Source organism: Martinezella sp. CNPSo 3795 (assembly GCF_057784475.1).
Genome location: NZ_JBXSOQ010000006.1, coordinates 75,732 through 100,298, shown reverse-complemented (window position 1 = coordinate 100,298; position 24,567 = coordinate 75,732). Strand labels below are relative to the sequence as shown.

Here is a 24,567-nt window from a genome sequence, read left to right as displayed (position 1 = left end):
GTGCATGAGCGGGGATCCGGGCCCGGTCGCCAATGCGGAAGCCAACGCCGTCCCATCCGCTCCACCGCCTATGCCGGGCTGGAAAGTGCCGCTCTATATTGCGGCGTCCGTCATGTTCTTCCTGACGCAGGGCCTCGGTCTCAATCTCGCCTTCGCCAACCTTACGCAAATTCAGGGAACCATCGCGGCGACCACCACAGAGTCGGCATGGCTTTCTGCTGCCTATATGGCGCCCAATGTCAGCCTCGCCATCGCGCTGGTGAAGATCCGCCTTCAATATGGCGTGCGCAATTTCGCCGAGGTCAGCATTCTCGGCTTCGTGCTCGCCTCGCTGCTCAATCTTTTCGTTTCCGACCTGCATTCTGCGATCGTCGTCCGCTTCCTGAGCGGGATTGCCGGTGCGCCACTCTCGACGCTCGGCTTTCTTTATATGCTGGAGGCCTTCGAGCCGGCGAAGAAGATGACGATCGGCGTCAGTCTGGCGATGATGAACACGCTGCTTGCCGCTCCCATCACCCGTCTCGTATCGCCCTCGCTACTCGATTATGGCGAATGGCGCGGCCTCTATACGCTTGAAATGGCATTGGCGCTCCTCGTCATGCCGATCATCTATCTGCTGCCGCTGACGCCGCCGCCGCGCGTCAAGGTTATCGTGCTGGGCGATATCTTCAGCTATCTTCTTGTCGCGGTCGGTTTCGGCTGTCTTGCCGTCGCCTTGTCGGTCGGGCGCCTCTACTGGTGGCTGGAGGTGCCATGGCTCGGCGTCGTTCTGGCTATTGCCGTCGCATCCCTGACCGTTGCCATCGTCGTCGAACTGAGACGGTCGACGCCTTTGATCGACGTTCGCTGGCTGCTTCGGCCGGAAATTCTGCATCTGACGGCGATCCTCCTGGTCTTCCGCATCATTGCCGCCGAGCAGACCTCCGTCATCATGACCTTCTATCAGAATGCGGTCGGCCTGCTCTATGACCAGCTTGCCTTGCTCTATTGGATCATCCTCGCCTTCTCGATCATCGGCGGCCTCATCTGCACCGTGTTCATGAGCTATGGCTACACGTGGCAGATCCAGTTCGTCGCGCTTATTCTGATGGGGGTGGGTTCGCTGATGGATTCTCAGGTGACGAACCTGACCCGTCCCGAGCAGATGTATCTCAGCCAGGCCCTGGTGGCGGCCGGTGCGGCGCTCTTCTTGCCGCCATCCATGTCGGCAGGCTTCAAGGAGGCTATATCCAAGGGGCCGCCCTATCTGGTGACCTTCTTCGTCGTCTTCACCTTCACGCAAAGCATCGGCGGCCTCGTCGGCTCGGCCTTCTACGGCACGCTGATCACCATTCGCGAGAAGTTCCATTCGGCCGTCCTGACCGAGCGCGTGCTGCTGACGGATCCGCATGTGGCCACACGCGTCAGCCAGCTTTCATCCTCCTATGGCAAGGTGATTGGGGATAGCGCGCTGCTGAAGGGGGAGGGGCTGGCGCTGCTCGGCGCGCAGGTCAGCCGCGAAGCCAATATGCTTGCCTATGGAGATGCCTTCTTCACTGCCGCCGTAATCGCCTTCCTGTCACTTGCCGGCCTCTCAATCCATGTTCTCTTCCGCGTCGTCAGGGCTCGCTTCGCTGGCGATCGGGTAGAGGTCGCGACATCCAACCCATGAGGATATGAAATAGCTCCATGTCGAGGCTCGTTCGCTCCCCAATTGAAGTCATCGCCGTTCTTGCCGGTGTCGGCGGCGTCATGCTGGTGCTCTACGCCTGGCATCTGCCGCCGTTCAAGACCGCGGTCGAAACCACGGACGACGCCTATGTCAAAGGCTATGTCACGACCATCAGCCCGCAGGTCAGCGGCTATATCACCGACGTGCCGATCAAGGACTACAAGCTCGTCAAGGAAGGCGATGTGCTCGCCCAGATCGATAACCGCATCTACAAGCAGAAGGTGGCGCAGGCCCACGCGACGCTGGACGGACAGAAGGCCGCACTCGCCAATTCGCAGCAGCAGGAGCAGGCCGCCAAGGCCGGCATCGTCTCCAGCCAGGCGCAGATCGACAGCGCCAATGCAGCGCTGAAGCGTGCCCAGCTTGCCTTCGATCGCGTCACGACACTCGTCTCCAGAGGCGTCTCGACCACCAGTGATTCCGAACAGGCGCAGGCGACGCTGCAGCAGGCGCAGGCATCGGTCAATCAGGCAAAGGCCGCTCTCGATGTCTCCCAGCAGAACCTGACGACGATCATCGTCAACCGCGCTTCGCTGGAAGCCGGTGTCAGCGGCGCGGAAGCGGCCGTGCAGCTTGCCGATATCGATCTCGACAATACGACGATCAGGGCGCCGCAGGACGGCCGCGTCGGCGAGATCGGCGTGCGTCTTGGCCAATATGTGACGCCCGGCACGCAGCTGATGAACCTCGTTCCGAAGGACGTCTGGGTCATCGCCAATTTCAAGGAAACGCAGCTTGATGGCATGAAGCTCGATCAGCCTGCCACCATCTCCGTGGATGCGCTCGGACATCGCGAGATCAAGGGCCGCATCCAGCGCTTCTCCCCGGCCGCTGGCTCGGAATTTGCGGTCATCAAACCCGATAATGCCACGGGCAATTTCACCAAGGTCGCCCAGCGTCTCGGCGTCAGGATCAAGATCGAGGATGGGCAGCCTCTGGCGGACCAGTTGGCGCCCGGTATGTCCGTCGTCGTTTCGATCGACAAGGATTCGGCTCCGTTGCCGGAAATCAAGGATAACGACTGACCTGGGCGTTCGCTCCATCTTCTGTCAGAAAACAGGAAAGCCTGGGTCGGAGGACCCAGGCTTTCTTGCATTAGAAATTACGAAAAAGGCTTGAAGATCAAGCTTCTTCGTCGCCGTCGCGGTCAGCTTCCGGATCGAAGAAGTCTTCCGGACGCAGGGCGTCTTCGTCAACGCCGTAGATGGCGTCGGCGGAGGTGAGGGTTTCGCCCTTGGCCTGACGCTCGGCTTCTTCAGCGGAGCGTGCAACGTTGAGTTCGATCGTGATTTCGACTTCGGCGTGAAGACCGATCGTGACGTTGTGCAGGCCGATGGCCTTGATCGGCGTGTTCATGTGAACCTGGCTGCGGCCGACGTTGAAGCCTTCGGCGGCGAGGATTTCGACGACATCACGAGCAGCGACCGAACCGTAGAGCTGGCCGGTTTCGCCAGCCGAGCGAACGACGATGAAGGACTTGCCGGCGAGAACGTCGGCAACCTTCTGGGCTTCGCTCTTGCGCTCGAGGTTGCGGGCTTCGAGCGTTGCGCGCTCGGCTTCGAAACGAGCCTTGTTGGCGGCGTTGGCGCGCAGTGCCTTGCCGAGCGGCAGCAGGTAGTTACGGGCAAAGCCGTCGCGAACCTTGACGGTTTCGCCCATCTGGCCGAGCTTGGAGATGCGTTCGAGGAGAATGACTTCCATTTTCGTTGTTCCTTTCGATGTCAGATTTTTGTGTCTTGTTTGGATGTGTCGGCATTCTTGTTCGGGGTCAGCGATATCGCCTTGCGGGTATCGTAAAGACCGAGAACGAGAACGATGAAGAGCGGCAGCGTCACAAAGAAGCATACCAGGTAGCAGAGGATCAGAACCGGCAGACGCCAGTCCTTGCCCCGCGTCCGGTAATGCAGCGAAGCAAAGCCGGAAACGATGAAGCCAGCACCGAAGGCGCCGAGCACGGCGGCGGCGATGAGAGCCAGAACTCCGCCAAAGAAGATAGCGACGATCGCCACGAGAAAGACGAAGATCGCATTGCGGTTCATGCGCAACGACGAGGGGATATCGTCGCGCGGGCGCAGATTATGGCTCGAAGCCGCAACGATGCGTGTCGCCACGTAATAGGCGGCCAACAGCATCATGACCCAGATCATGCCCCAGGCGATCGGGATCATGTAGAGCATCAGTGACTTCATCTTCGCGATCGCAGCCGGATTGAGCTGAAGATCGGGAGACTGCTGGTTCACCGCGGCCATGTAGGCGTCGACGACCTGACCCACCAGATCGGCACCGTAGCCCATGACCGCTCCGGCGACGATGATGACGATGGCGGCGAGACCGCACAGGTGCAGCATGATGTCGGAGAGCGGATACCAGGCCATCAGATTATCCGGGCCTCCGAGTTCGGAGGCGGGACGCGCCAGATTGGCGAGATGGCTGAGCCAAGCGGGGATCAGCGTCAGGAGAACGACGAAGAGCCCGAAATAGACCGACTGCGTAACGGTTCCGACGATGCCGGCGACCACGACGGCAACGATGACGGCCATATTGCCCCAGCCGAGGCCGACGATCAGGATCGGGAGAGCGGAAAGTGCGCCGAACAGGATGAACAGCAATGGCTGCACCGTCGCGCCATACACGAGTAGGGCGGCGGTCAGACCGGCGAGCGCGCCGATGCCAAGCTCTTTTGCGTTCAACTTTTTCACGTCGCTGTCCTGCTTCGTATCGAGCAGTTAGAGGATGCCTTCGCCACACGGGCCTGAAAGCTTATCCCCAACATGGGGTTTCAAGGTTCCGATCCGCGCCCATCGCGAAAGGGAGAAGGGAAGGCATCGCTGCCTTCCCTCTAATTCATTCTCCGTCAGGCGCTATTAAGCGACGACGTAGGGCAGCAGGCCGAGGAAACGGGCGCGCTTGATCGCCTGGGCGAGTTCGCGCTGCTTCTTCTGAGAAACGGCCGTGATGCGGGACGGAACGATCTTGCCGCGCTCGGAAATGTAGCGCTGCAGGAGACGAACGTCCTTGTAGTCGATGCGCGGCGCATTGGCGCCCGAGAACGGGCAGGTCTTGCGGCGGCGATGGAACGGACGGCGGACCGGTGCGGAAGAAACTTCAGACATCTCTCAAATCTCCTTATACGCGGTCTTCGCGCGGACGGCGCGGACGGTCTTCGCGGTCACCACGATCCGGGCGCGGACCACGATCGCCGAAGCTGCGCTCCGGACGGTCGCCATCGCGGCGCGGACGGTCGTCACGGTCGCGCTTCTGCATCATGGCCGACGGGCCGTCTTCGTGCTGCTCGACAGCGATCGTCATGTAACGCAGGACATCTTCGCTGATGCGCATCTGGCGTTCCATTTCCTGGATCGCAGCGGCCGGAGCATCGATGTCCATCAGGGCGTAATGAGCCTTGCGGTTCTTCTTGATGCGGTAGGTGAGGGACTTGAGGCCCCAGTTCTCGATACGCCCGACTTTACCGCCGTGAGCTTCGATGACACCCTTGTACTGTTCTACGAGGGCGTCGACCTGCTGAGCGGAAATATCCTGCCGGGCAAGGAATACATGTTCGTAAAGAGCCATGGATAGCTTTGCCTTTCTTGCGTTGGTCTGAACCCGATATTCGGCGGCTAAGCCTCAACGACTGCTCCTGATAGGGTAAACCCAAGCAAGAAAAGCGTTTCCGAGACGGTCGAGAGCGGAGACACGGGAGGCTGGAACGCTTCCGTTCCGAACGATTCCCTTATCGGAAACCGGCCCTCCGTTCAGCCACCAGCCAGAAGACCGGGTTGCGAACAGGGCGGCTTATACGGATTTTTCTTCGAAAGGCAAGGGTAGGGGCGAAATTATGCCGTTTTGCCCGCGAGCGGCGTCGATGCTTGGGCCAAATCGCGAGCTCCCATCCGCCGCAGCGTTGCACCCGCCGCGCTCTCCCATATGATGGGATGCGAATTGCAGCAACAGGGACGATTCATGCGCATCTTTCTCGTTCGGCACGGCGAATCCCTTGGCAATATCGATGACCAGGCCTATCGGCAATTCGGCGACCATAATGTGCCCCTGACGGAATGGGGCTATCGGCAGGTGCTGGAAGCAGGGCAGGCGATATCAGCCTATCTCAAGGGATTGCCATCAGCCGAACTGCGCAAGCTGAGCGTCTGGTATTCGCCCTTCCTGAGGACGCGGCAGAGCAAGGATGCCCTGCTGGAGGTTCTGCCCGCCGAACTCATCGGAGATATCAGAGAGGATTATCTCCTGCGTGAGCAGGACTTCGGCCTCTTCACCGAAATCTACGATCATGCCGAACAGAAGCGGAAATTCCCCGATGAGTTCGAGAAATGGGCAAGGCTGCGCAACAATAACGGCAAGTTCTACGCCCGGCCGCCGGACGGCGAGAGCCGCGCCGATGTCGCCCAGCGTGTCCGTCTATTTCTGCAGACGGTCATGCACGATGCCGAAAACGGAAAGAACAATGTCATCATCGTCGGCCATGGCGTCACCAACCGGGCCTTCGAGATGAATTTCCTGCATCACCCCGTCGATTGGTTCGAGCGCTCGGACAATCCAGGAAACGCCGATGTCACCTTGATCGAGGAGCGGAGTTCGGAAGGCTATCGCTCGATCCTGCTTCATAAGTCCGTGGACCGTGTGAAGGGGCAGGAGGAATTGAAGGCGGCTTATGGTTCCGAATTGGCAATTGCGCCGAAGACAAAGCAATAGGCAGCTTGCCGTAAGCATGGCTTTTTCCCGCTGCCATATGAGCCTGCTTTCATTTCATCGGTAAGGCCGAATCTTTCGAATGTGGGCTGCAATCATGGCTTGTGAAGCGCCTGGAGCTATGGAATTCATGGCTTGGTTGCAATTTGGGGGTGGGCTGTGAAGAAAAGCTTTGCTTTGCTGGGTTTTGCTCTGGGCTTCGCGCTTCTTGCGCAAAATGCCGCGGCGCGGCTGAGCTACGACGTTCGAACTGCGGATGATGGAATTACCTACATTACGGTAATTGGCAGTTTCGAAGCCGACGATGATTTGAGCTTATTCCGCGATAAGGCTGTTTCCAGCCACGCTATCTACGTCGGCTTCGACAGCGGCGGCGGCAATGTATCCAAGGCATTGGAACTTGGCCGGCTGATAAGATCTCTGGGGCTCAGCACTCTCGCTGTAAGAAGCGCCGAATGCTCCTCGGCTTGTTCCTTGTCCTTTCTTGGCGGAGTGGGCCGGTTTGCCGAACCGGGCTCGATCGGCGTTCACAAGTCTTCGGTCAGCGATGCAAAAGGAATGGATGTCGAGACTGCCGTAGCAGCCGTCCAACGGCAGACTGCGGACGTGATTGCCTATATGAACGAAATGGGCATTGACCCGGGCTTGCTGCAGCTCACGCTCAAATATGACAGCAACGATATTCGTTATCTGTCATCGAGCGAAATGACACAGTTTCGAGTGACGACCGTGTCATACCAGGAGATTCAGGAGTTCGCAGCAAAGTCGTCGTCTAATAATGCTCCGGCAGCGAGTGCTGAAGCGCGTAAGGCAACTCAGCCACTGAACGAGGAGTCGCCGCTTCTGCAAGTTCCAATCCCGAGAAACGGCATTGTTCAAGACGACGCAGGAGCGGCCCTGCTCAAGACCAGCCGGAACATGAGCGCCAAGACGATTGCGACTTTCCCGAATGGGAGCGAATTGACGATCAAAAAGAGCATCGGCGATTGGTATCGTGTGTCGATCGGCAAGAAATCCGGCTATATGCTTCAGACGTCAGTGTGGGTGCGCGAGTTCGAAGAAAATCGCTTTGGCAAACAATACATCCAAATATTCGTCGATCCCTCGTTGACGACAGCCATACAGTTGGCCAAGGGGGCAAACCCTCCTATGGCGGTCCATTTGACCGCGCAGGGGCGGTATGCCCTTACCATTAAGGACGCCTACGACAAAAATATCGCTCCGCTGGTATATCAACACCTGATAGGGAGTAAAAAAATCCCTCTCAACGCCATCATCACTCATGGCAACGACTACGTTCGCGAAATCTGCTGCAGTGCTTCCGCTGCCACGGCCGAATAAACGGGCAAACTTGCCCGCTTATCCGTTTTCGATCCTACCGGCAGGCTTCTCACATAGGCATCGGATATTTCCGATGCACTTGCTCGATCTCGGCCAGTGCCTCCTCGGGTAGCGTCACATAAGCGGCGGCCACGTCGGTCTCGAGCTGCGCCATCGTCGTCGCGCCGATGATGACGGACGTCATGAAGGGCTTGGTGAGGCAGTAGGCCAGCGCCAGTTTCGACGGGTCAATACCGTATTTGGCGGCGATCTCGAGATAGGCCTTAACCGGCGGCTCCTGCAGCGGTTGCAGGCGGCCGCCGATGTCGAGATTGATCGAGCCGCGCGAGCCGGCCGGACGGGCACCACCGACATATTTGCCGGTGAGGATGCCGCCAGCGAGCGGCGAATAGGCGAGCAGGCCGACATCTTCGTGATGCGACAGTTCAGCCAGATCGAGGTCGAAATGGCGGTAGAGGAGATTGTATTCGTTCTGCGTGGTGGCGACGCGCGGCAGGCCCTTCTGCTCTGCAATCGTCAGATATTTCTGGATACCCCAGGTCGTCTCGTTCGAGAGGCCGACGGCGCGGATTTTGCCGGCCTTCACCAGCTCGCCCATCGTCTCCAGGATCTCGGTGATCTCGGCGATGACTTTCTCGCGATCCTGGTTGAAGGGGTTATAGCGCCAGTTCTGGCGGAAATGGAAATGGCCGCGGTTCGGCCAGTGAACCTGATAGAGGTCGATATAATCGGTCTTCAGCCGCTTCAGGCTGGCGTCGACAGCCGCATTGATATTGGCGGCGTCCGGACCTTGCCCGCCGCGCAGATATTCGCGGCCCGGCCCGGCGACTTTGGTAGCGAGCACGACATCTCTACGCTTGCCGGTCTTCTCGAACCAGGTGCCGATATATTCTTCAGTGCGCCCCTGAGTCTCCGGCCCCACAGGCGTCGTCGGATACATTTCGGCGGTATCGAAGAAATTAATGCCCTTCTGGACAGCATAGTCCATCTGTTCATGGGCTTCGGCTTCGCTGTTCTGCGTGCCCCAGGTCATCGTGCCCAGGCAAATCTGCGAAACGGAAATATCGGTACGGCCTAATCTCTTATATTTCATGGGAAAACCTTGGGGATGGGAGAAGGTCAAAATGAATGAGGTCGCGCAAATTTAGGCCCGATCTGAGCGAGCGCAAGAAAAAAATCATTGCGCTTCGCGGGTGCAAAAGCCTGTGGCTGCGGGGCTTGCACTATTGACTCCGCTGCAAACAATGTCATTGGGAAGCAAAACGACCCCCAAAAGGACGCTTTATAATGACTGTTGCTTTCACATTTCCCGGCCAGGGCAGCCAAGCCGTCGGCATGGGCAAGGATCTTGCCGACAATTTCTCCGAGGCGCGCGCCGTCTTCGAGGAAGTCGATGAAGCGCTCGGTGAAAAGCTTTCCGACGTCATCTTCAACGGCCCGGAAGACAAGCTGACGCTGACGGCCAATGCGCAGCCTGCGCTGATGGCCGTCTCGCTCGCAGTCATCCGCGTGCTGCAGGCTCGCGGCCTCGATCTGAAGAGCAAGGTCTCTTATGTTGCCGGTCACTCGCTCGGCGAATACTCCGCGCTCTGTGCCGCCGGCACCTTCTCGCTTGCCGATACGGCGCGGCTGCTGCGCATCCGCGGCAATGCCATGCAGGCGGCAGTCCCCGTCGGCGTCGGTGCCATGGCCGCAATCATCGGCCTTGAACATGCCGATGTCGTCGCCATTTGCGAGGAGGCTTCTGCACTCGGCGCCTGCCAGATCGCCAATGACAATGGTGGCGGCCAGATCGTTATCTCCGGCGAGAAAGCCCCGGTCGAAAAGGCAGCGGAACTTGCGACCGCCAAGGGCGCTAAGCGCGCCATCCTCTTGCCCGTCTCCGCACCGTTCCATTCTGCGTTGATGGCTCCGGCTGCCGACGCCATGCGCGAGGCGCTCGCCGGCGTCGCCAAGGCCAACCCGGTCGTGCCTGTTATCGCTAATGTGAAGGCGGCTCCGGTTACCGATGCTGATGAGATTGCGCGGTTGCTGGTCGAGCAGGTTACCGGCCAGGTGCGCTGGCGTGAGACGGTGGAATGGTTTGCCGCCAACAATGTGACAACATTGTATGAAATTGGCGCCGGCAAGGTGCTGACGGGTCTTGCCCGCCGCATCGACAAGTCGGTCAACGGCATCGCCGTCAACAATGCTGCAGATATAGATACGGCGCTTGCCGCATTGCTCGGCTGATATATTCAAGGAACGAGGGACACATATGCTTGATTTGACCGGCCGCAAGGCCCTGGTAACCGGCGCATCCGGCGGCATCGGTGAAGAAATTGCCCGGCTCCTGCACAAGCAGGGCGCCATCGTCGGCCTGCACGGCACGCGCGTCGAAAAGCTGGAGGCGCTGGCCTCCGAGCTCGGCGATCGCGTCAAGATCTTCCCGGCCAACCTGTCGGACCGCGACGAAGTCAAGGCACTCGGCGCCAAGGCGGAAGAGGAGCTCGGCGGCGTCGATATCCTGGTCAACAATGCCGGCATCACCAAGGACGGCCTCTTCGTGCGCATGAGCGACGAGGACTGGGACGCCGTGCTGGAAGTCAATCTGACCGCCGTCTTCCGCCTGACGCGGGAGTTGACCCATCCGATGATGCGCCGCCGCTACGGCCGCATCATCAACATCACCTCCGTCGTCGGCGTGACGGGTAATCCGGGCCAGGCCAACTACTGCGCCTCCAAGGCGGGCATGATCGGCTTCACCAAGTCGCTGGCGCAGGAAATCGCAACGCGAAACGTCACGGTCAACTGCGTTGCCCCCGGCTTCATCGAAAGCGCGATGACGGGCAAGCTGAACGACAAGCAGAAAGAAGCCATCATGGGGGCGATCCCCATGAAGCGTATGGGCACGGGTCAGGAAGTCGCTTCTGCCGTTGCTTATCTCGCTTCCTCGGAGGCGAGCTATGTCACGGGGCAGACGATCCATGTCAACGGTGGCATGGCAATGATCTAAAGGAATTGCTGTTGGGGGGAACTTTCCCGCCAATAGCATGTTGAGCAACCCGGAGCCGGCTATTTTCTGGCTTTGCGACGGACTTAAACCGTGTTAAGCGGGCCATGACTGTGAACAGTCGTCCGGAAAATTCAGGCGGACTGGGCCACATTCAAGGCGCTGGACCGGATCTCAATGCCGGGTTGAACGGGTTTGCCAGCGGCGTCGGAACAGATGCTGCAGGTTTGAATTAGGGTAGGGATGTCACAAGGCATTCTCATCAGGATATAAGGTCGAGGAAACCGACATGAGCGATATCGCAGAACGCGTAAAGAAAATTGTTGTTGATCATCTTGGCGTTGACGCCGACAAGGTTGTTGAAAGCGCAAGCTTCATCGACGATCTGGGTGCGGACTCGCTCGACACCGTCGAACTGGTCATGGCCTTCGAAGAAGAATTCGGCGTTGAAATTCCGGACGACGCTGCTGACTCGATCCTGACGGTCGGCGACGCGGTAAAGTTCATTGAGAAGGCTCAGGCCTAATCTTTCGCGCTTTTTGACGGGGCGGGCTGAAGAGTCCGCCCTATTTCGTCCGGCGACGTCGGACGAAGCAAGCTTATACGCATATCATCATAAAAAGACGGGGGTCTGCGGGCGATGAGACGTGTCGTTATCACGGGTACCGGCATGGTATCACCTTTGGGCTGTGGCACGGAGGTGTCCTGGACGCGTTTGCTCGCTGGGCACAACGGCGCCCGCCTCGTGACCGAATTTGAGGTCGATGATCTCGCGGCAAAGATTGCCTGCCGCATCCCTGTCGGCGACGGCACCGACGGCACGTTCAACGCAGACGATTGGATGGAGCCGAAGGAGCAGCGCAAGGTCGATCCCTTCATCATCTACGGCATGGCGGCCGCCGACATGGCGCTGGCCGATGCGAATTGGCACCCGGCCACGGATGAGGATCAGATCGCGACGGGCGTCATGATCGGTTCCGGCATCGGCGGCCTCGAAGGCATCGTCGAGGCTGGCTACACGCTGCGCGACAAGGGTCCGCGCCGCATTTCGCCTTTCTTCATCCCAGGCCGCCTCATCAATCTCGTTTCCGGCCAGGTTTCGATCCGCCACAAGCTGCGCGGCCCGAACCATGCGGTCGTTACCGCATGTTCGACCGGTGCGCACGCGATCGGCGATGCCGCCCGTCTTATCATGCTCGGCGATGCCGACGTCATGGTAGCAGGCGGTGCCGAAGCTCCCGTCTGCCGCATTTCGCTTGCAGGCTTTGCTGCCTGCAAGGCGCTGTCGACAGACTTCAACGATACGCCGCAAAAGGCCTCGCGCCCCTATGACCGCGACCGTGACGGCTTCGTCATGGGCGAGGGCGCCGGCATCGTCGTTCTCGAAGAACTAGAACACGCCAAGGCGCGCGGCGCCAAGATCTACGCAGAAGTCGTCGGCTACGGCCTCTCGGGCGACGCCCATCATATCACTGCTCCGTCCGAGGACGGCGAAGGCGCTTTCCGCTGCATGACATCTGCGCTGAAGCGCGCCGGCCTGACGCCTGCCGATATCGACTACATCAATGCCCATGGCACATCGACGATGGCCGATACGATCGAACTCGGCGCTGTCGAACGGCTGGTCGGCAATGCCGCGTCGAAGATTTCCATGTCGTCCACCAAGTCGGCAACCGGTCATCTTCTTGGCGCTGCCGGTGCCATCGAAGCGATCTTTGCCACGCTCGCCATTCGCGACAATATCGCCCCGCCGACGCTCAATCTGGACAATCCGGAGCGCGAGACCGCCATCGACCTCGTTCCGCACAAGGCCCGCAAGCGCGAAATCAACGTCGCGCTGTCAAACTCCTTCGGCTTCGGCGGCACGAATGCGTCGCTTGTCCTGCGCCGTTATGAGGCTTAATAACAACGCGTAACTGTTGGGGTGAGGGTGCCTTGTGGCAATCTCGCCCGCATCCTTGATTGTTGCTGCGCCTTCGTCTTTCTCGGGAATGTGGTGCGGGAACGCCTGATCGGTCGAAGTCGGAGCCTCGAGCTCCGCCTTATCTTCTGAACCTGCTTTTTGCCGCATTGCTTGGCCAAAGAGCAGGCAATCACAAAAAGGAAGGGATTGCCGGTGAGCGATACGAACCAGAGCAACGGAACTCCGAACGGGCAGAAGGGACCGATTATCCCGAAATCGGCCAATGAAGCCCTGCGTCCGGAGCGTGTTCCGGATCCGCCGAAGCGTTCGCGCAAGGCCCGCAGCCAGATGGTCATCTTCCTGAACTTCCTGATGACACTTGCGGTTTTCGTCGCCGTTGCCGCCATCGGCGGCGCCTATTACGCGTTTTCGATCTATCAGGGTCCCGGTCCTCTGACGACCAACACCAATTTCATCGTGCGCAATGGTGCTGGCCTCAGCGAGATCGCCAACCGCCTGGAATCCAATAACATCATCACCGATCAGCGCATCTTCCGCTGGTTGACGGCCACCTATCTGCGTGATGGTGAAACGCTTCGCGCCGGCGAATACGAGATCAAGGCCGGCGCTTCCATGAAGGACATCATGGAGCTGCTGAAGTCCGGCAAGTCTATCCTCTATTCGGTTACTTTGCCGGAAGGGCTTACGGTGCGGCAGATGTTCAACAAGCTGCAGGCCGATGTTGTGCTGGAGGGCGATCTGCCGTCGGCCCTGCCGCCGGAAGGCAGCCTGAGACCGGACACCTATAAGTTCACGCGCGGCACCAAGCGCACCGAAATCGTTCAGCAGATGGCGGCAGCACAGGCCAAACTGGTCGATCAGATCTGGGAGAAGCGCGATTCCAGCGTCCAGCTGGCGAGCAAGCAGGATTTCATCACGCTGGCTTCCATGGTGGAGAAGGAAACCGGTGTGGCGGACGAACGCGCCCATGTCGCTTCCGTCTTCCTGAACCGGTTGGGCAAGGGTATGCGTCTGCAGTCCGACCCGACGGTCATCTATGGCCTCTTCGGTGGTGAAGGAAAGCCGTCCGATCGCCCCATCTACCAGTCCGACCTGAAGAAGGACACGCCTTATAATACCTACCTCATCAAGGGCTTGCCGCCGACGCCGATCGCAAATCCGGGCAAGGATGCTCTGGAGGCCGTCGCCAACCCCTGGAAGACGCAGGACCTCTATTTCGTGGCGGATGGCACCGGTGGACATGTCTTCGCCGCAACGCTGGACGAGCACAATGCCAATGTCAGGCGCTGGCGCAAGCTGGTTGCCGAGAAGGGCGAAGATCCCAGCGCCATTGCCGTTGATGGTCAGCCCGACGATGCTGCCGTAGCCCCCGGTTCGGGCACGCAGCAGAAGAAGAAGACCAACTAATCCTCGCCACGCCGTGGTCTGCATAGAGTGCCCGGCGTGGATTCACTTTACATTGGCCCGTAATCCGAAGATTTTCGATGGATTGGGGATAGGAACTATCGGAGGCTTGCATGGCGTTGCAGTCCATGACCGGCTTTGCCCGGCGTGAGGGAACGAGTGGTCGTGGCCGCTGGGCATGGGAACTGCGCTCGGTGAACGGCAAGGGGTTGGATATCCGCCTGCGCTTGCCGCCAGGCCTGGAGCGCCTCGAAACTGATGTCCGCAAGTCGATCGCGGATCGGCTCTCCCGCGGCAATCTTCAGGTCAGCCTGTCGCTCTCGGTGGAAGAAAGCCGTATCGAGGTCGTCGTGAACCAGGATGCGCTGACGGCGGTCCTGGCGCTACGCGATCAGCTGGCCGGCATCGTGGATCCCGCTCCGCTGCGCCTGGAAAGCCTGATGGCTGTGCGCGGCCTGGTGGAATTCAAGGAAGCCGAGGAAGACGAGGACGCCGTCGCCGCGCGCGACGCAGATATCATGGCCGGCCTCGAGGCGGCACTCGCCGATCTCCGCGACATGCGCCGGCAGGAAGGCGATGCACTCGGCAAGGTTCTGCTCGGTCATGTCGCGACGATCGAGGCGCTGACATCAACGGTCGAGCGCGATCCGTCCCGTTCCCCGCAGGAAATTGCCGCGAGACTGGCGACGCAGGTTTCGATGCTTCTGGACGGCTCGTCGGGCCTTGACCGTGACCGGCTCCATGCCGAAGCTGCCCTTCTCGCCACCAAGGCCGATTTGCGGGAGGAGATCGATCGCCTGAAGGCCCACGTGGCCGCGGCGCGCGATCTGATCTCCAAGGGCGGCCCTGTCGGCCGCAAGCTCGATTTTCTTGCACAGGAATTTAACCGGGAATCGAATACCATCTGTTCGAAATCGAATGCAGCGGCCGTGACTGCCGCCGGCATCGAGCTGAAGGTAGTCATCGACCAGTTCCGCGAACAGGTCCAGAATTTGGAGTAGGCCATGAAGCCGGCGACATCCACATCCATTCCGATCGCCCGCCGGGGGTTGATGCTAGCCATCTCCTCGCCGTCAGGAGCCGGCAAGTCGACGATCGCGCGCACACTGCTCGACAAGGACAAGCAGGTGAGCCTCTCGGTCAGCGTCACGACGCGGCAGCGCAGGCCGAGCGAAATCGAAGGCGTGCACTATCATTTTGTCTCGCAGCGCGAATTCGAGCGTCTGCGCGATTCCGACTCCTTGCTCGAATGGGCGGAGGTACACGGCAATTTCTACGGCACGCCACGCGAGCCCGTGGAGACGGCGATGTCGGAAGGCCGCGACATGCTCTTCGACATCGACTGGCAGGGCGCCCAGCAGTTGCAGGAGAAGATGCCGGCAGATGTCGTCTCCATCTTCGTGCTGCCGCCGACTATGACGGAGCTGCAATCGCGGCTGCATCGCCGCGCAGAGGATTCCGAAGAGGTCATCGCCATGCGTCTTGCCAATTCCCGGGCCGAGATCGCTCACTGGCGCGAATACGACTATGTCATCGTCAATGACGATCTGAACATTGCTTTCGACGCGGTTCAGTCGATCGTCAAGGCCGAGCGCCTGCGCCGCGACCGTCGGCATGGCATGTTCGATTTCGTCCGCGATCTGCTGGAAGAGACGCCGAAGCTATAAAGCTGGTTACAGGCAATTCGCCAGCCGACAGAATTCTTCTACCGAAAGCGTTTCGGCGCGGCGCTGCGGGTCGATATCGGCCTTTAGCAGCAGGGCTTCGCCGCCAAGCGGCTTCAGGCTCTGGCGCAGCATCTTGCGGCGCTGGCCGAAGGCGGCCTGTGTCACCTTCTCCAGCTTGTCGACCGCGCAAGGAATAGGGTTTTCCCTCGGCGTCAGGTGCACCACGGTCGAGGTCACCTTGGGCGGCGGCGTGAAGGCCTGTGGCGGCACGTCGAAAGCCATGCGGGCCTCTGTCCGCCAGCCGCAGAGCACGCCGAGCCGGCCATAATGATCGTCATCTTCCTGCGCCACGATCCGTTGGCCGACTTCCTTCTGGAACATCAGGGTCAGGGATTGCCAGAAGGGTGGCCATTGCGCCGGCAGAAGCCAGTTCACCAAAAGCTGCGTCCCGACATTATAGGGCAGGTTGGCGATGATCTTCACCGGCCCTTGCGGGGCAAGGGAGGCAAAATCCGTCTTCAGCGCATCGCCTTCGATCACCTCTAGTCGGCCCGGATAGTGATCGGCAATTTCGGCCAACGCCGGCAGACAGCGTGCATCGCGCTCGACGGCGATGACCTTGGCCGCACCGAGCGCCAGGATGGCGCGCGTCAGTCCGCCCGGCCCAGGCCCGACCTCGAAAACGGTGACGCCCTCAAGTGATCCGGCTGCGCGCGCGACCTTCTGGGTCAGATTGAGGTCGAGAAGGAAGTTCTGGCCAAGCGCCTTGCGCGCATCGAGGCCGTGGCGTTGGATTACATCGCGAAGGGGCGGCAAGCCATCGAGAGCGGCCATCAGGGGTTGTTTCCGGTCGTGCTGCTGATTTCGCTGGCCAGCTTCAGCGCAGCGACAAGGCTGTCTTCCTTGGCAATACCTTTACCGGCGATGCCGAAAGCCGTGCCGTGATCCGGAGACGTGCGGACAAAAGGTAAGCCGAGCGTGACATTGACGGAATCGTCGAAGCCGAGCGCTTTGGCCGGGATCAATGCCTGATCGTGATACATGCAGATGGCTACATCGTAACGTCGACGGGCGTCGTCATGGAACATGGTGTCGGCGGGCAGGGGCCCGAATGCGTCGATGCCCTCGGAGCGGAGCCTGTCGATCGCAGGCCGTACGATTTCGTCGTCTTCCTTGCCGAGCGCGCCATTCTCTCCCGCATGCGGATTGAGACCGGCAACGGCAAGACGCGGCTTGGAGATGCCGAAACGGACGCGGAGGTCGTGATCGGTAATCCGGCAGGTTTCGGCGATCAGATCGGAGGTCAACGTTTCAGGCACCTCCTTCAGCGGAATATGGATGGTGACTGGGATCGCGCGAAGCTTGGGACCGGCAAGCAACATGACCGGCATGACCGGCTTTCCAGTGGCGCGCGTTGCAAGATCCGCCAGGAATTCCGTATGGCCGGGAAAGCCGAAACCGGCGTCATAGAGCACCGATTTGGCGATCGGATTGGTGACGACTGCGGATGTCCGGCCGCTCATGCTGAGGGAAACGGCCGTTTCGATGGCGGCAATCGTACCTTTTGCGGTCGCCACATGCGGCTCGCCGGCGATGATATCCATGCCAGCGTCGATCGGCAGGATCGGCAGCGCATCGGGAAAGATATTGCAGGCATTCGCCGGATCGGCAGTCGCAAGCGGTACGGTCAGGCCGAGCTGAGAAGCTCGCGCCTCAAGCACGGCGGCATCGCCAAGAAACAGGAAGGGCGGCAGATCCAGCTCGCCGCGGCGAAGCCAGACGGCGAGGGTGATGTCGGGACCTATGCCAGCCGGATCCCCCTGCGTGAGCGCGAGGGGGAGGGAAGAGCGCGGTGGCATCGTCAATCAGCGATAGACGATCTGCGCCTTGGAGCGCAGCTCATCCATATACTTCTTGTCATTGGCGCTCACACCCGTTGCCTTGTCCTTACCGATATCCTCGGCACGGAACACGGCAGCGGCGGCGACGTCATCATTCACCTGACGTTGCGAGCAAATGGCGACATATTCGACGCCGCGATCGGTTACGATCGGCGTGGTCGTGTTGCCGGATGCCTTCTCCAGGAGCGGCTTCCACATTTCCGGAACTTCTGGTGCAAGGACGCGGCCAAGGTCCTGGACGGAGACGTCACGCATGGTCGCGGCGAAGACCTTTGCCTGGTCGCAGCCCGGGAACTTCGACCGCGATGCTTCGGCTTCCGCCTTGCGCTGATTCAAAATGGCGTTCCGCTTCGCAGCCGGAACGACGAAGACGATCTGCTTCAGGAAATATTCCGTCGTGACCGGCTTCGTCTTGTTTTCCGTCATGCGCGTCACGAGATCATCGTTCGACATGCGGCTTCTTGCGCCGAAGCGTGCATTGACGACCCGCGGCCAGCTCATGGAAACGGCGATATAGGATTTGAAGTGATCGACGCCCACGCCGGCCTTTTCGAGAATCTGGCTAAGCTGTGCCGGTGTCATCTTGTTGCTGGAGGCGAAACGGCCGAAGGCGGCATCGACGTCCGTCGTCGAAACGGACATGCGCAGGCGGGAGATCTCCGCGCGCTTCAGCGTTTCGTCAACAAGCTGCTCTTTGGCAAGCTTGTTCAGATCGCCTTTCTGGCGCTGCAATTTGAGGAAGGCGACGCGCCTGGCTATGTCGCCGGATGTGATTACCTGGCTATTGACGAGGACCTTCACTTCGCTTGCTGCGAAAGCAACATCGCTGCTCGGCACGGCGAAGCTCGCCATAACCAAGGCCGCGGCTCCGAACAACAGAGCGCGCATCGGTGTCTTTCCAGAAAACATCAATTACCCCTTCCCAAAGGTATTTCCTGCCAGCATGGCGCCGTTTTGCTATGCCTGTTGCGCAGTACGGCAACTTCGCGCCACATGTCTACATCAAGCGCGATGAATTGCAAAATCCTTGCGGCGAAACAATGACACGACAGCGCCGCGCGTCATATGTGACGCGCAAAGGTCGCTGTAGTATTTTAAATCTGCCGCGCAATTCCTTAAATCGATCCAGATTTAAGGAATTGCGCGGTAGGCAGCGGTCAACCGCATCCATGCAAAAGAGCCGGCGATGAAGCCGGCTCTCTGCAGTTTCGATTCAGATCAGAATGTTGCGTCCTGAACGCTGCCGAGGTTGACGTCGCCAAGCGTACGGAAGGTCAGGCGAGCGCCGATCGACCAATTGGTGGCCGAGCTGGCTGTCGAATCCTTCTTGTCGAGGAATGACACGGTGAAGATCGTGCATTCGTCCTCATAGGAAAGACCGACGCCCTGGCGAGTGATCTCATTGCTGTTGAGATCATAGCTGACCGTGCCGAAGACAGACCAGTATTCCTTGAACTTGATCTGCGCGCGCGACTGGATTTCGTCCTGATTGCTGGTGAAACCATATTGCGGCTGGGCCGCAATATGCGTGTAGATCAAGGATGTCTGGAACACATCGTTCGAGAAGCCGACTGCCGTATCCCCGCGACGGAAGGCGAAATCCTTCTCGTCGAAGCGGTAGGACTGCGACAGCGAAATGCCCTGCGGCGTCGTCAAGCCGAACATGGTGACATAGTCAGAACGGGTGGTTTCAAGTCCCGAATCCGAACCTGCACCGACCAGATCGTCGGTCGCAAAGGAGTTGCGTCCCGCGAGCTGATAGGACTGTCCGAAAATATGCTGCAGTTTGTAACCGCTGTCGAAGCTGGCGGTGTAGCGCCACCCGACATTGGCACGCGTGCCGCCTTCAATGCGGTCGAAGCCCGAGAACTTGTCACGATCAAACAGGTTGGTCGCATCGAAGACAAAGCTCTGCGCGTCTTCATTCGGCAGCCGTCCGGCAAGTTGCTCGTCCGGGCGCACATAGATCTGTGCGATCGGTTCGAACACGTGGGTGCTATTGCTTGTCGTAATGAGGAACGGATACTTGGCTTCGAGACCCAGGGTCGCCATGCCGCGCGCGGCATAGTCGCTGTTGTCATAATTGCCGGAGTAGGTGTTGGCCGCCGGCCCGTTCATGTCCAGGCCGTAGACGTCGCCGCGAAGTGCTGCCAGCGGCGTCAAAACCAGACCCTGATCCGTGGTGAAGGTACGCTGCCACTGCAGCTCGGTGCTCAGACGCGTATAATCTCCGGAAAGACCGAGGTAGCGGTCATTCAGACTGGCGTCGCCGAGATTTGCGACATTATCGAGCACAGACGTCTTATCACGCGACAGATGCGTGAAATTCATCGTTGCCGACAGCTCGCCTCCGTAAACCGAGTTCGGATCGACATAGTGATAATCGACGCTCGGATAGACATATGCCTGCTGCTTCTGCGCCGTGGCGTTATCGTCTGTGTCCTGCACGTTATAGTAGAAGGCGCGCATATCGAAGAAATTGCGCTTTCCGATGCCGGTCAGATAGGCTTGGTTCGTATGGGTGCTCTGGTTGAGACCATCCAGGCCATAGGTGCGCGAGAAGTTATTATCGCTCTGCGCCATGACATCCCAGCCGAAAGTCCAGCGAGGATTGATCCTGAAATCTGCCTTGGAGCTGATCATGCCGCGTGTTTTGTGCTCGGCATCGGTCGTACCGGCCGTGAAGGCGTCCGGATTCATCTGGCTGATGCCGGCAACACGCAGGGTGTGAGTACCGTTCTCGAAGCGCTGGCGGAATTCACCCTGGAGCAGCAGACCCTGATTGCTGTAGCCCGTTGCGGTGACCGTCGCATCCATGCTCGGCGAGATGACGTAATAATAAGGAACCGTTACACCGACGCCGAGACGCTGGGAGACAGTCACCGACGGAAACAGGAAGCCGGACTTGCGCTTGACCGTATTGTCGGGAACCGTGACCCACGGAACATAGGCGATCGGCTGTCCGAACAACTCGAAACGGGCGTGCTCGAGACGAATCGTGTGTGTCACGCCGTTCTGGACGACACGCTGTGCCTTGACCTGCCACAGTGGCGCGCGGCCTTGCTCGGAACAGGCCATGCAAGCGGTATAGACGCCTTTTGTGAGAATCAGCTGATTGCCGCCGACCCGCTCGCCCTTTTCGGCGACCATACGGGTGTTGTCGGGCATTTCGATGCGCAGAGCGTTGACGAAACCGTCGGAGAAGCTGTCGGTGACGTCCATTTTGTCACCGTACATGCGATTGCCGTCCGGGGTGATCAGCTCGACATTGCCGAGAGCCGTCATCCGCCCGGATTTCTGATTATATTCAACCTTCTGGGCGACCATTCTATAGCCGCCATAGTTGATCTGGACCGCACCCGTCGCCGTGACGATCTGCGTATCCTTGTTATAGACCAATTCGTTGGACGAAAGGACTAGCTTAGAGCCTTCCGGCACCTTCACCTTGAGAGGGGAGGTCGCAGCGCCGGAGCCGCCATTGTTGGTGTTGGCATTATTATTATTGGCCTGGGCGTAAGCGACGACCGGACTCAAAATATATGCACACGCGGCCGTGCCCGTAACGAGGGCAGCCACATACTTTCTGATACTCTTGCGGTTGCCTGCCGCCACTTAGCCGTCCTCCTGATGAAGCAGGATCGTTGCCCCGAATGCCAATGCGACGATCACGGGTATCCATGCCGCCACGTAGGGAGGAACCACTCCGCTGCTCCCGAATGCCTTTACAAGCACGGTGACAACATAAAGCACGAAGCCGGAGAGGATTCCACCCAGAATCACAGAGCGCGATTGATTGAATCTACTGAATTTTAGGGACACGGTTGCCGCAATCAGAGTCATTGCCACGAGAAGGAATGGCTGTGACAGCAGCGAATGAAACTGTGTCTCAAGTGCGTTGGTCGAGATGCCGAAGGAGCGTGCGACCTTTATTCGATTAGAAAGATCATAAAAAGCAATGGTTTCCGGTTGCGCCAAACGTTGCGAGACGAAATCCTGTTTCAGATTCGTACGGACCTGTATCGAATTTTTGTGATCCGGAATTTCGCCCGGCCGCCGTTCGACAACATTGTTAAGAAGCCAGTAACCATCTTCCAACTTTGCCGAGTCCGCATCCTGTCGCAGGACGATATTTCCCTGTGAATCGAAGTGGATAAACACGACGCCCGTCAGGGTCGTTCCGTTATTCAGAATGGCCTTTGCACCAATGATCGTGTCGTCTTTTCCGTTGGACTGGCGCAGCCACGGAATCGAAAGTGTATTGCGATAGGACGGGTCGCCGCGCAGATCGGCTTCGATCGCTTCGGCATGTCGCTGGCCCCATGCTGCTACTGGATTGAGGGCAAGCATGGTCAGAAGCCCGACGCAGAAAGCCCCCATCAGAAAGGGCGTCATGAACTGCCAGACGGAAATGCCGGCAGCGCGTGCGATAACCAGCTCGCGGCGGCGATTGAGGGCGATCAGTACCGTCATGCCCACGAAGAGCGCGATGAACGGCACCGTCTGCTGCAGGATGAATGGCAGTCTGACCGCCGTCATCAGCAAGCCGATGGAGACGGTATATCCGGGCAGGCCGGCAAGCCGCCCAGCGGTCTCGCTGAAATCGACGAGATAAACGATCGAGAGGACGCCGAGGAAGAACCAGAACGTCGTCACGATGTAACGCGTGAAGAAGTAGCGCCCGAGCGTGCCGAAAATCATGCACCGCCCCCGTTCGAGCTGCCTGGTGCGGTCGGCATGCGGTCCTGAACTCTTTGCCGCCAGTTGCTGAGGCGGTTGCGGATCGAGACGGGCATCGTCATCTTCCGGTTCCGCAGCAAGAGGATGATCGCGATAAGCGCCGCGATGATATTGATTGCGTAGAGAACGCCGATGAATTTGGCTGAATGGTCGATCTGGTTGGCAGCGTAGAAATCCGCCCAGCGCAACGCGAAGGATAGAGTCAGCGCCGATACCATCGGATGTAGCCGCGCCTCGCGATGTGATCGCGCATCACCGGCAATAACAAGCGATATCAGCGCAAAGATTGCCGGCAGCGCCCAGTCGTTGAGGCGGCGATGCAATTCCGCGCGGTAATCGCCAGGTCTTTGCTTGTAGTCCGGATCGTTCGTATCCGGATTGAACAGGAAGCCGAGGCTGCGGTCGCTGGCACGCGCATTTGCCTGGCCGCGGCTTTGCGTCATATCCGACAAGTCGAAGGAGTAGGAATCGAACTTGATGACCGAGACGCTGCCATCGGGCGTTTTGCGGTGCACCTCGCCATCCTTCATCAGCAGCGACGTACCGCTCGGATCGACGGCGCCTTCCTTGGCATAATAGATGAGGTCAAAGGCTGGGTCGCGGGAATCGACGACGAACAGCCCCTTCAGGATTCGTCCCGAAAGGCGCTGCGAGATCTGCACATAGAGCCCATCCTCGATGCGCCGGAAGTTCTTCTCTTCGATCACGGTGGACAGAAGATCAGCATAGGCTTCGGCCACCATCTGGCGGGCGGCGACACGCGCTCTCGGCTCGACGACATTGTCCACGAAAAAGGAGAAGACGCTAATCGCAATGGCGAGAATCATGATCGGGCGGATGATGATGCTGCGCTTCGCGCCGGCAGCTTCCATGACGGTCAGCTCGGAATCGCTGTTCATCGCCGTCAAGGTCTGCGTGATGCCGATGACCAATGCGAAAGGCAGAACGATCGGGATGATCGTCGGCAGAATGAGTGTCGCGAGCTTCGCAAACGAGCCCATCGACTGGCCGCTATCGGTCACGAGATTGATGCGTTGCAGGACCTGGGTGGTCCAAATAATGGCGAGCACTGGCAGCAGCGCTACCAGGAACATCATACCGACACGCCGTACGATATATGTCTCGAATAACTTCATGCCGGCCCTTAAACGCAACAGCTGCCGAACGAGCCGACAGAGATTCACCCTCCTCTACGCTGTTTACGTTTTTTTGGCGACAACCAACTCGAAAAAAATTCGTTAATTTTCCGAGATTCTTCTGTCGTGTGTCGTTTCGGATAAAGCGAGCAGCGCGGCGAATATGACAAGCGAGGAAAGCCAGCCGAGGACGGCATCGGAAAGATAGTGTCCGCCAAAGGCTATTCTAAGTGCCGGAATCAGCAGCGAAACTGCCGCGATCGGCAGGGCGGCCGCCGATCGGAACGGCTGCGGAATGATGAGGATCAGACAGAACAGCCAGCCTGCCGCTGCCGCTTCGCCCGAGATGAAGGAACAGTTGCTGACACATTTGCCGGCGAAGGATCCGGCATGCACGAAGTCGAGCGTGCCGCCGAAGAGATCGGTCTGTCGTGGGCGCGGGCGCCCGGAGAAGGCTTTCAGCCACAGATTGACGATCAGCACCGGCCCCAGGAGCAGGGAGCCGAGCGCAACCTTGAGATTGCGGGCTCTCAGCGCGTTGAAGGTTGCGCCGTGATCCTGCCAGCACCTGAGAAGCATCCAGAGCAGCACGAAGGCGACGACGTAGGGTAGCTGAAAGAATATTTCCCTCAGCAGGCGCATGTGCTGATCGCCGCTATAAGGGAAAATGCCGCAGATCTGATCGGGCTTGGTGCTTCCGAGGCATTGCTGCGGTTGGAAGAACATGGTCGCGACGCCGAGATCGATTTGTGGGAAAAGTGAAAACAGTCCCAGCAAAGCCCACCAGAGACAGAAGAGAGCGATGAAGGCATCACCTGCCGTGCGCGGCCGTAGAATCTCTGGAAAGCGATCTTCGCGATTGAGGCTGTTGAAATCTATGATCAAGGCGGCTTTCCGACAAGAATTGTGCCGCCGAGGCGGCTAAAACACCATCGCGTATAGTCTAGCCTCGCTAAATGACAGGGATTTGAAGCCGCCAACAGCCATATATAAGGAATGCTTTGCCAAACGCTTGTATTCCTTAGCCAGACCTTGAATGATGGTTGT

At 59.1% G+C, this 24,567-nt stretch carries 23 protein-coding genes; 11 read left to right on the top strand and 12 right to left on the bottom strand.

Annotation, left to right across the window (positions count from 1 at the left end; all coding sequences use genetic code 11):
* The first annotated feature begins 4 nt into the window (after positions 1 to 4).
* Positions 5 to 1,651 carry an MFS transporter gene (locus AC13QY_RS18415; protein ID WP_113351691.1) on the top strand — a complete coding sequence of 549 codons (1,647 nt, stop codon included), beginning with the start codon at positions 5 to 7 and terminating at the stop codon, positions 1,649 to 1,651.
* Between the two features lie 17 nt (positions 1,652 to 1,668).
* On the top strand, positions 1,669 to 2,736 hold the full coding sequence (locus AC13QY_RS18410) for an HlyD family secretion protein (protein WP_113351692.1): 1,068 nt from the start codon (positions 1,669 to 1,671) through the stop codon (positions 2,734 to 2,736).
* 97 nt (positions 2,737 to 2,833) lie between these two features.
* Here AC13QY_RS18410 and rplI read toward each other — a convergent pair whose 3' ends face one another.
* From rplI to rpsF, 4 genes are all read right to left on the bottom strand, one after another.
* The gene (rplI, locus tag AC13QY_RS18405) at positions 2,834 to 3,412 is read right to left on the bottom strand and encodes a 50S ribosomal protein L9 (RefSeq protein WP_069616184.1); all 579 of its coding nucleotides are present in this window, start codon (positions 3,410 to 3,412) and stop codon (positions 2,834 to 2,836) included.
* A gap of 20 nt (positions 3,413 to 3,432) precedes the next feature.
* Complete coding sequence (locus AC13QY_RS18400) at positions 3,433 to 4,410, bottom strand: DUF2232 domain-containing protein (RefSeq protein ID WP_113351693.1); 978 nt, start codon at positions 4,408 to 4,410, stop codon at positions 3,433 to 3,435.
* Between the two features lie 165 nt (positions 4,411 to 4,575).
* Entirely contained in the window at positions 4,576 to 4,824 is a 249-nt protein-coding gene (rpsR, locus tag AC13QY_RS18395; protein ID WP_004122103.1) for a 30S ribosomal protein S18, read from the bottom strand.
* Positions 4,825 to 4,837: 13 nt separating this feature from the next.
* Positions 4,838 to 5,284, bottom strand: a complete 447-nt coding sequence (gene rpsF / locus AC13QY_RS18390) for a 30S ribosomal protein S6 (protein WP_069616186.1) — start codon at positions 5,282 to 5,284, stop codon at positions 4,838 to 4,840.
* Between the two features lie 390 nt (positions 5,285 to 5,674).
* On the opposite strand from rpsF, the gene AC13QY_RS18385 reads away from it, so the two are divergent.
* Together AC13QY_RS18385 and AC13QY_RS18380 are read left to right on the top strand one after the other, a co-directional pair.
* A complete protein-coding gene (locus AC13QY_RS18385; protein ID WP_113329142.1) occupies positions 5,675 to 6,421 on the top strand; it encodes a histidine phosphatase family protein in 747 nt (248 codons plus the stop codon).
* 156 nt (positions 6,422 to 6,577) lie between these two features.
* Positions 6,578 to 7,759 (top strand): hypothetical protein, encoded by a 1,182-nt coding sequence (locus AC13QY_RS18380; RefSeq protein WP_269244366.1) that lies wholly within the window; start codon positions 6,578 to 6,580, stop codon positions 7,757 to 7,759.
* Between the two features lie 49 nt (positions 7,760 to 7,808).
* Here the strand turns inward: AC13QY_RS18380 and AC13QY_RS18375 are convergent, their stop codons facing one another.
* Positions 7,809 to 8,852 (bottom strand): aldo/keto reductase, encoded by a 1,044-nt coding sequence (locus AC13QY_RS18375; protein WP_113351695.1) that lies wholly within the window; start codon positions 8,850 to 8,852, stop codon positions 7,809 to 7,811.
* Positions 8,853 to 9,046: 194 nt separating this feature from the next.
* On the opposite strand from AC13QY_RS18375, the gene fabD reads away from it, so the two are divergent.
* The 7 genes from fabD (at position 9,047) to gmk (ending at position 15,746) form a co-directional block, all read left to right on the top strand.
* Positions 9,047 to 9,991 carry an ACP S-malonyltransferase gene (gene fabD / locus AC13QY_RS18370; RefSeq protein WP_113351696.1) on the top strand — a complete coding sequence of 315 codons (945 nt, stop codon included), beginning with the start codon at positions 9,047 to 9,049 and terminating at the stop codon, positions 9,989 to 9,991.
* A 25-nt stretch (positions 9,992 to 10,016) separates the two neighbouring features.
* Positions 10,017 to 10,754, top strand: a complete 738-nt coding sequence (gene fabG, locus AC13QY_RS18365; RefSeq protein ID WP_092710547.1) for a 3-oxoacyl-[acyl-carrier-protein] reductase — start codon at positions 10,017 to 10,019, stop codon at positions 10,752 to 10,754.
* 286 nt (positions 10,755 to 11,040) lie between these two features.
* Positions 11,041 to 11,277 (top strand): acyl carrier protein, encoded by a 237-nt coding sequence (locus AC13QY_RS18360; RefSeq protein ID WP_004122114.1) that lies wholly within the window; start codon positions 11,041 to 11,043, stop codon positions 11,275 to 11,277.
* A gap of 114 nt (positions 11,278 to 11,391) precedes the next feature.
* Entirely contained in the window at positions 11,392 to 12,654 is a 1,263-nt protein-coding gene (fabF, locus tag AC13QY_RS18355; protein ID WP_113351697.1) for a beta-ketoacyl-ACP synthase II, read from the top strand.
* A gap of 213 nt (positions 12,655 to 12,867) precedes the next feature.
* Complete coding sequence (mltG, locus tag AC13QY_RS18350) at positions 12,868 to 14,082, top strand: endolytic transglycosylase MltG (RefSeq protein WP_113351698.1); 1,215 nt, start codon at positions 12,868 to 12,870, stop codon at positions 14,080 to 14,082.
* Positions 14,083 to 14,192: 110 nt separating this feature from the next.
* Positions 14,193 to 15,080 (top strand): YicC/YloC family endoribonuclease, encoded by an 888-nt coding sequence (locus AC13QY_RS18345; RefSeq protein WP_069616192.1) that lies wholly within the window; start codon positions 14,193 to 14,195, stop codon positions 15,078 to 15,080.
* A gap of 3 nt (positions 15,081 to 15,083) precedes the next feature.
* Positions 15,084 to 15,746: a guanylate kinase gene (gene gmk / locus AC13QY_RS18340; RefSeq protein WP_069616193.1), complete on the top strand. Its 663-nt coding sequence runs from the start codon at positions 15,084 to 15,086 to the stop codon at positions 15,744 to 15,746.
* A gap of 6 nt (positions 15,747 to 15,752) precedes the next feature.
* On the opposite strand, the gene rsmA is transcribed toward gmk, so the two are convergent.
* The 7 genes from rsmA to AC13QY_RS18305 form a co-directional block, all read right to left on the bottom strand.
* On the bottom strand, positions 15,753 to 16,580 hold the full coding sequence (gene rsmA / locus AC13QY_RS18335; protein ID WP_152096024.1) for a 16S rRNA (adenine(1518)-N(6)/adenine(1519)-N(6))-dimethyltransferase RsmA: 828 nt from the start codon (positions 16,578 to 16,580) through the stop codon (positions 15,753 to 15,755).
* The gene (gene pdxA / locus AC13QY_RS18330) at positions 16,580 to 17,605 is read right to left on the bottom strand and encodes a 4-hydroxythreonine-4-phosphate dehydrogenase PdxA (protein WP_152096025.1); all 1,026 of its coding nucleotides are present in this window, start codon (positions 17,603 to 17,605) and stop codon (positions 16,580 to 16,582) included. The genes rsmA and pdxA overlap by 1 nt, the downstream gene beginning before the upstream one ends.
* Positions 17,606 to 17,611: 6 nt before the next feature.
* Complete coding sequence (locus AC13QY_RS18325) at positions 17,612 to 18,556, bottom strand: SurA N-terminal domain-containing protein (protein ID WP_069616195.1); 945 nt, start codon at positions 18,554 to 18,556, stop codon at positions 17,612 to 17,614.
* Between the two features lie 309 nt (positions 18,557 to 18,865).
* A complete protein-coding gene (locus AC13QY_RS18320; RefSeq protein ID WP_488493777.1) occupies positions 18,866 to 21,259 on the bottom strand; it encodes an LPS-assembly protein LptD in 2,394 nt (797 codons plus the stop codon).
* Entirely contained in the window at positions 21,260 to 22,345 is a 1,086-nt protein-coding gene (gene lptG / locus AC13QY_RS18315) for an LPS export ABC transporter permease LptG (RefSeq protein ID WP_113329080.1), read from the bottom strand.
* Positions 22,342 to 23,520, bottom strand: a complete 1,179-nt coding sequence (gene lptF, locus AC13QY_RS18310; protein WP_113329079.1) for an LPS export ABC transporter permease LptF — start codon at positions 23,518 to 23,520, stop codon at positions 22,342 to 22,344. The genes lptG and lptF overlap by 4 nt, the downstream gene beginning before the upstream one ends.
* 102 nt (positions 23,521 to 23,622) lie before the next feature.
* Positions 23,623 to 24,405 carry a phosphatase PAP2 family protein gene (locus AC13QY_RS18305; protein ID WP_113351703.1) on the bottom strand — a complete coding sequence of 261 codons (783 nt, stop codon included), beginning with the start codon at positions 24,403 to 24,405 and terminating at the stop codon, positions 23,623 to 23,625.
* Positions 24,406 to 24,567: the final 162 nt, after the last annotated feature.

Coding starts and splice junctions, on each gene's coding strand:
- AC13QY_RS18415 (WP_113351691.1), top strand. CDS start 5: ATGAGCGGGGATCCGGGCCCGGTCGCCAATGCGGAAGCCAACGCCGTC.
- AC13QY_RS18410 (WP_113351692.1), top strand. CDS start 1,669: ATGTCGAGGCTCGTTCGCTCCCCAATTGAAGTCATCGCCGTTCTTGCC.
- rplI (WP_069616184.1), bottom strand. CDS start 3,412: ATGGAAGTCATTCTCCTCGAACGCATCTCCAAGCTCGGCCAGATGGGC.
- rpsR (WP_004122103.1), bottom strand. CDS start 4,824: ATGTCTGAAGTTTCTTCCGCACCGGTCCGCCGTCCGTTCCATCGCCGC.
- rpsF (WP_069616186.1), bottom strand. CDS start 5,284: ATGGCTCTTTACGAACATGTATTCCTTGCCCGGCAGGATATTTCCGCT.
- AC13QY_RS18385 (WP_113329142.1), top strand. CDS start 5,675: ATGCGCATCTTTCTCGTTCGGCACGGCGAATCCCTTGGCAATATCGAT.
- AC13QY_RS18375 (WP_113351695.1), bottom strand. CDS start 8,852: ATGAAATATAAGAGATTAGGCCGTACCGATATTTCCGTTTCGCAGATT.
- fabD (WP_113351696.1), top strand. CDS start 9,047: ATGACTGTTGCTTTCACATTTCCCGGCCAGGGCAGCCAAGCCGTCGGC.
- fabG (WP_092710547.1), top strand. CDS start 10,017: ATGCTTGATTTGACCGGCCGCAAGGCCCTGGTAACCGGCGCATCCGGC.
- AC13QY_RS18360 (WP_004122114.1), top strand. CDS start 11,041: ATGAGCGATATCGCAGAACGCGTAAAGAAAATTGTTGTTGATCATCTT.
- fabF (WP_113351697.1), top strand. CDS start 11,392: ATGAGACGTGTCGTTATCACGGGTACCGGCATGGTATCACCTTTGGGC.
- AC13QY_RS18345 (WP_069616192.1), top strand. CDS start 14,193: ATGGCGTTGCAGTCCATGACCGGCTTTGCCCGGCGTGAGGGAACGAGT.
- gmk (WP_069616193.1), top strand. CDS start 15,084: ATGAAGCCGGCGACATCCACATCCATTCCGATCGCCCGCCGGGGGTTG.
- rsmA (WP_152096024.1), bottom strand. CDS start 16,580: ATGGCCGCTCTCGATGGCTTGCCGCCCCTTCGCGATGTAATCCAACGC.
- pdxA (WP_152096025.1), bottom strand. CDS start 17,605: ATGCCACCGCGCTCTTCCCTCCCCCTCGCGCTCACGCAGGGGGATCCG.
- AC13QY_RS18325 (WP_069616195.1), bottom strand. CDS start 18,556: ATGTTTTCTGGAAAGACACCGATGCGCGCTCTGTTGTTCGGAGCCGCG.
- lptG (WP_113329080.1), bottom strand. CDS start 22,345: ATGATTTTCGGCACGCTCGGGCGCTACTTCTTCACGCGTTACATCGTG.
- lptF (WP_113329079.1), bottom strand. CDS start 23,520: ATGAAGTTATTCGAGACATATATCGTACGGCGTGTCGGTATGATGTTC.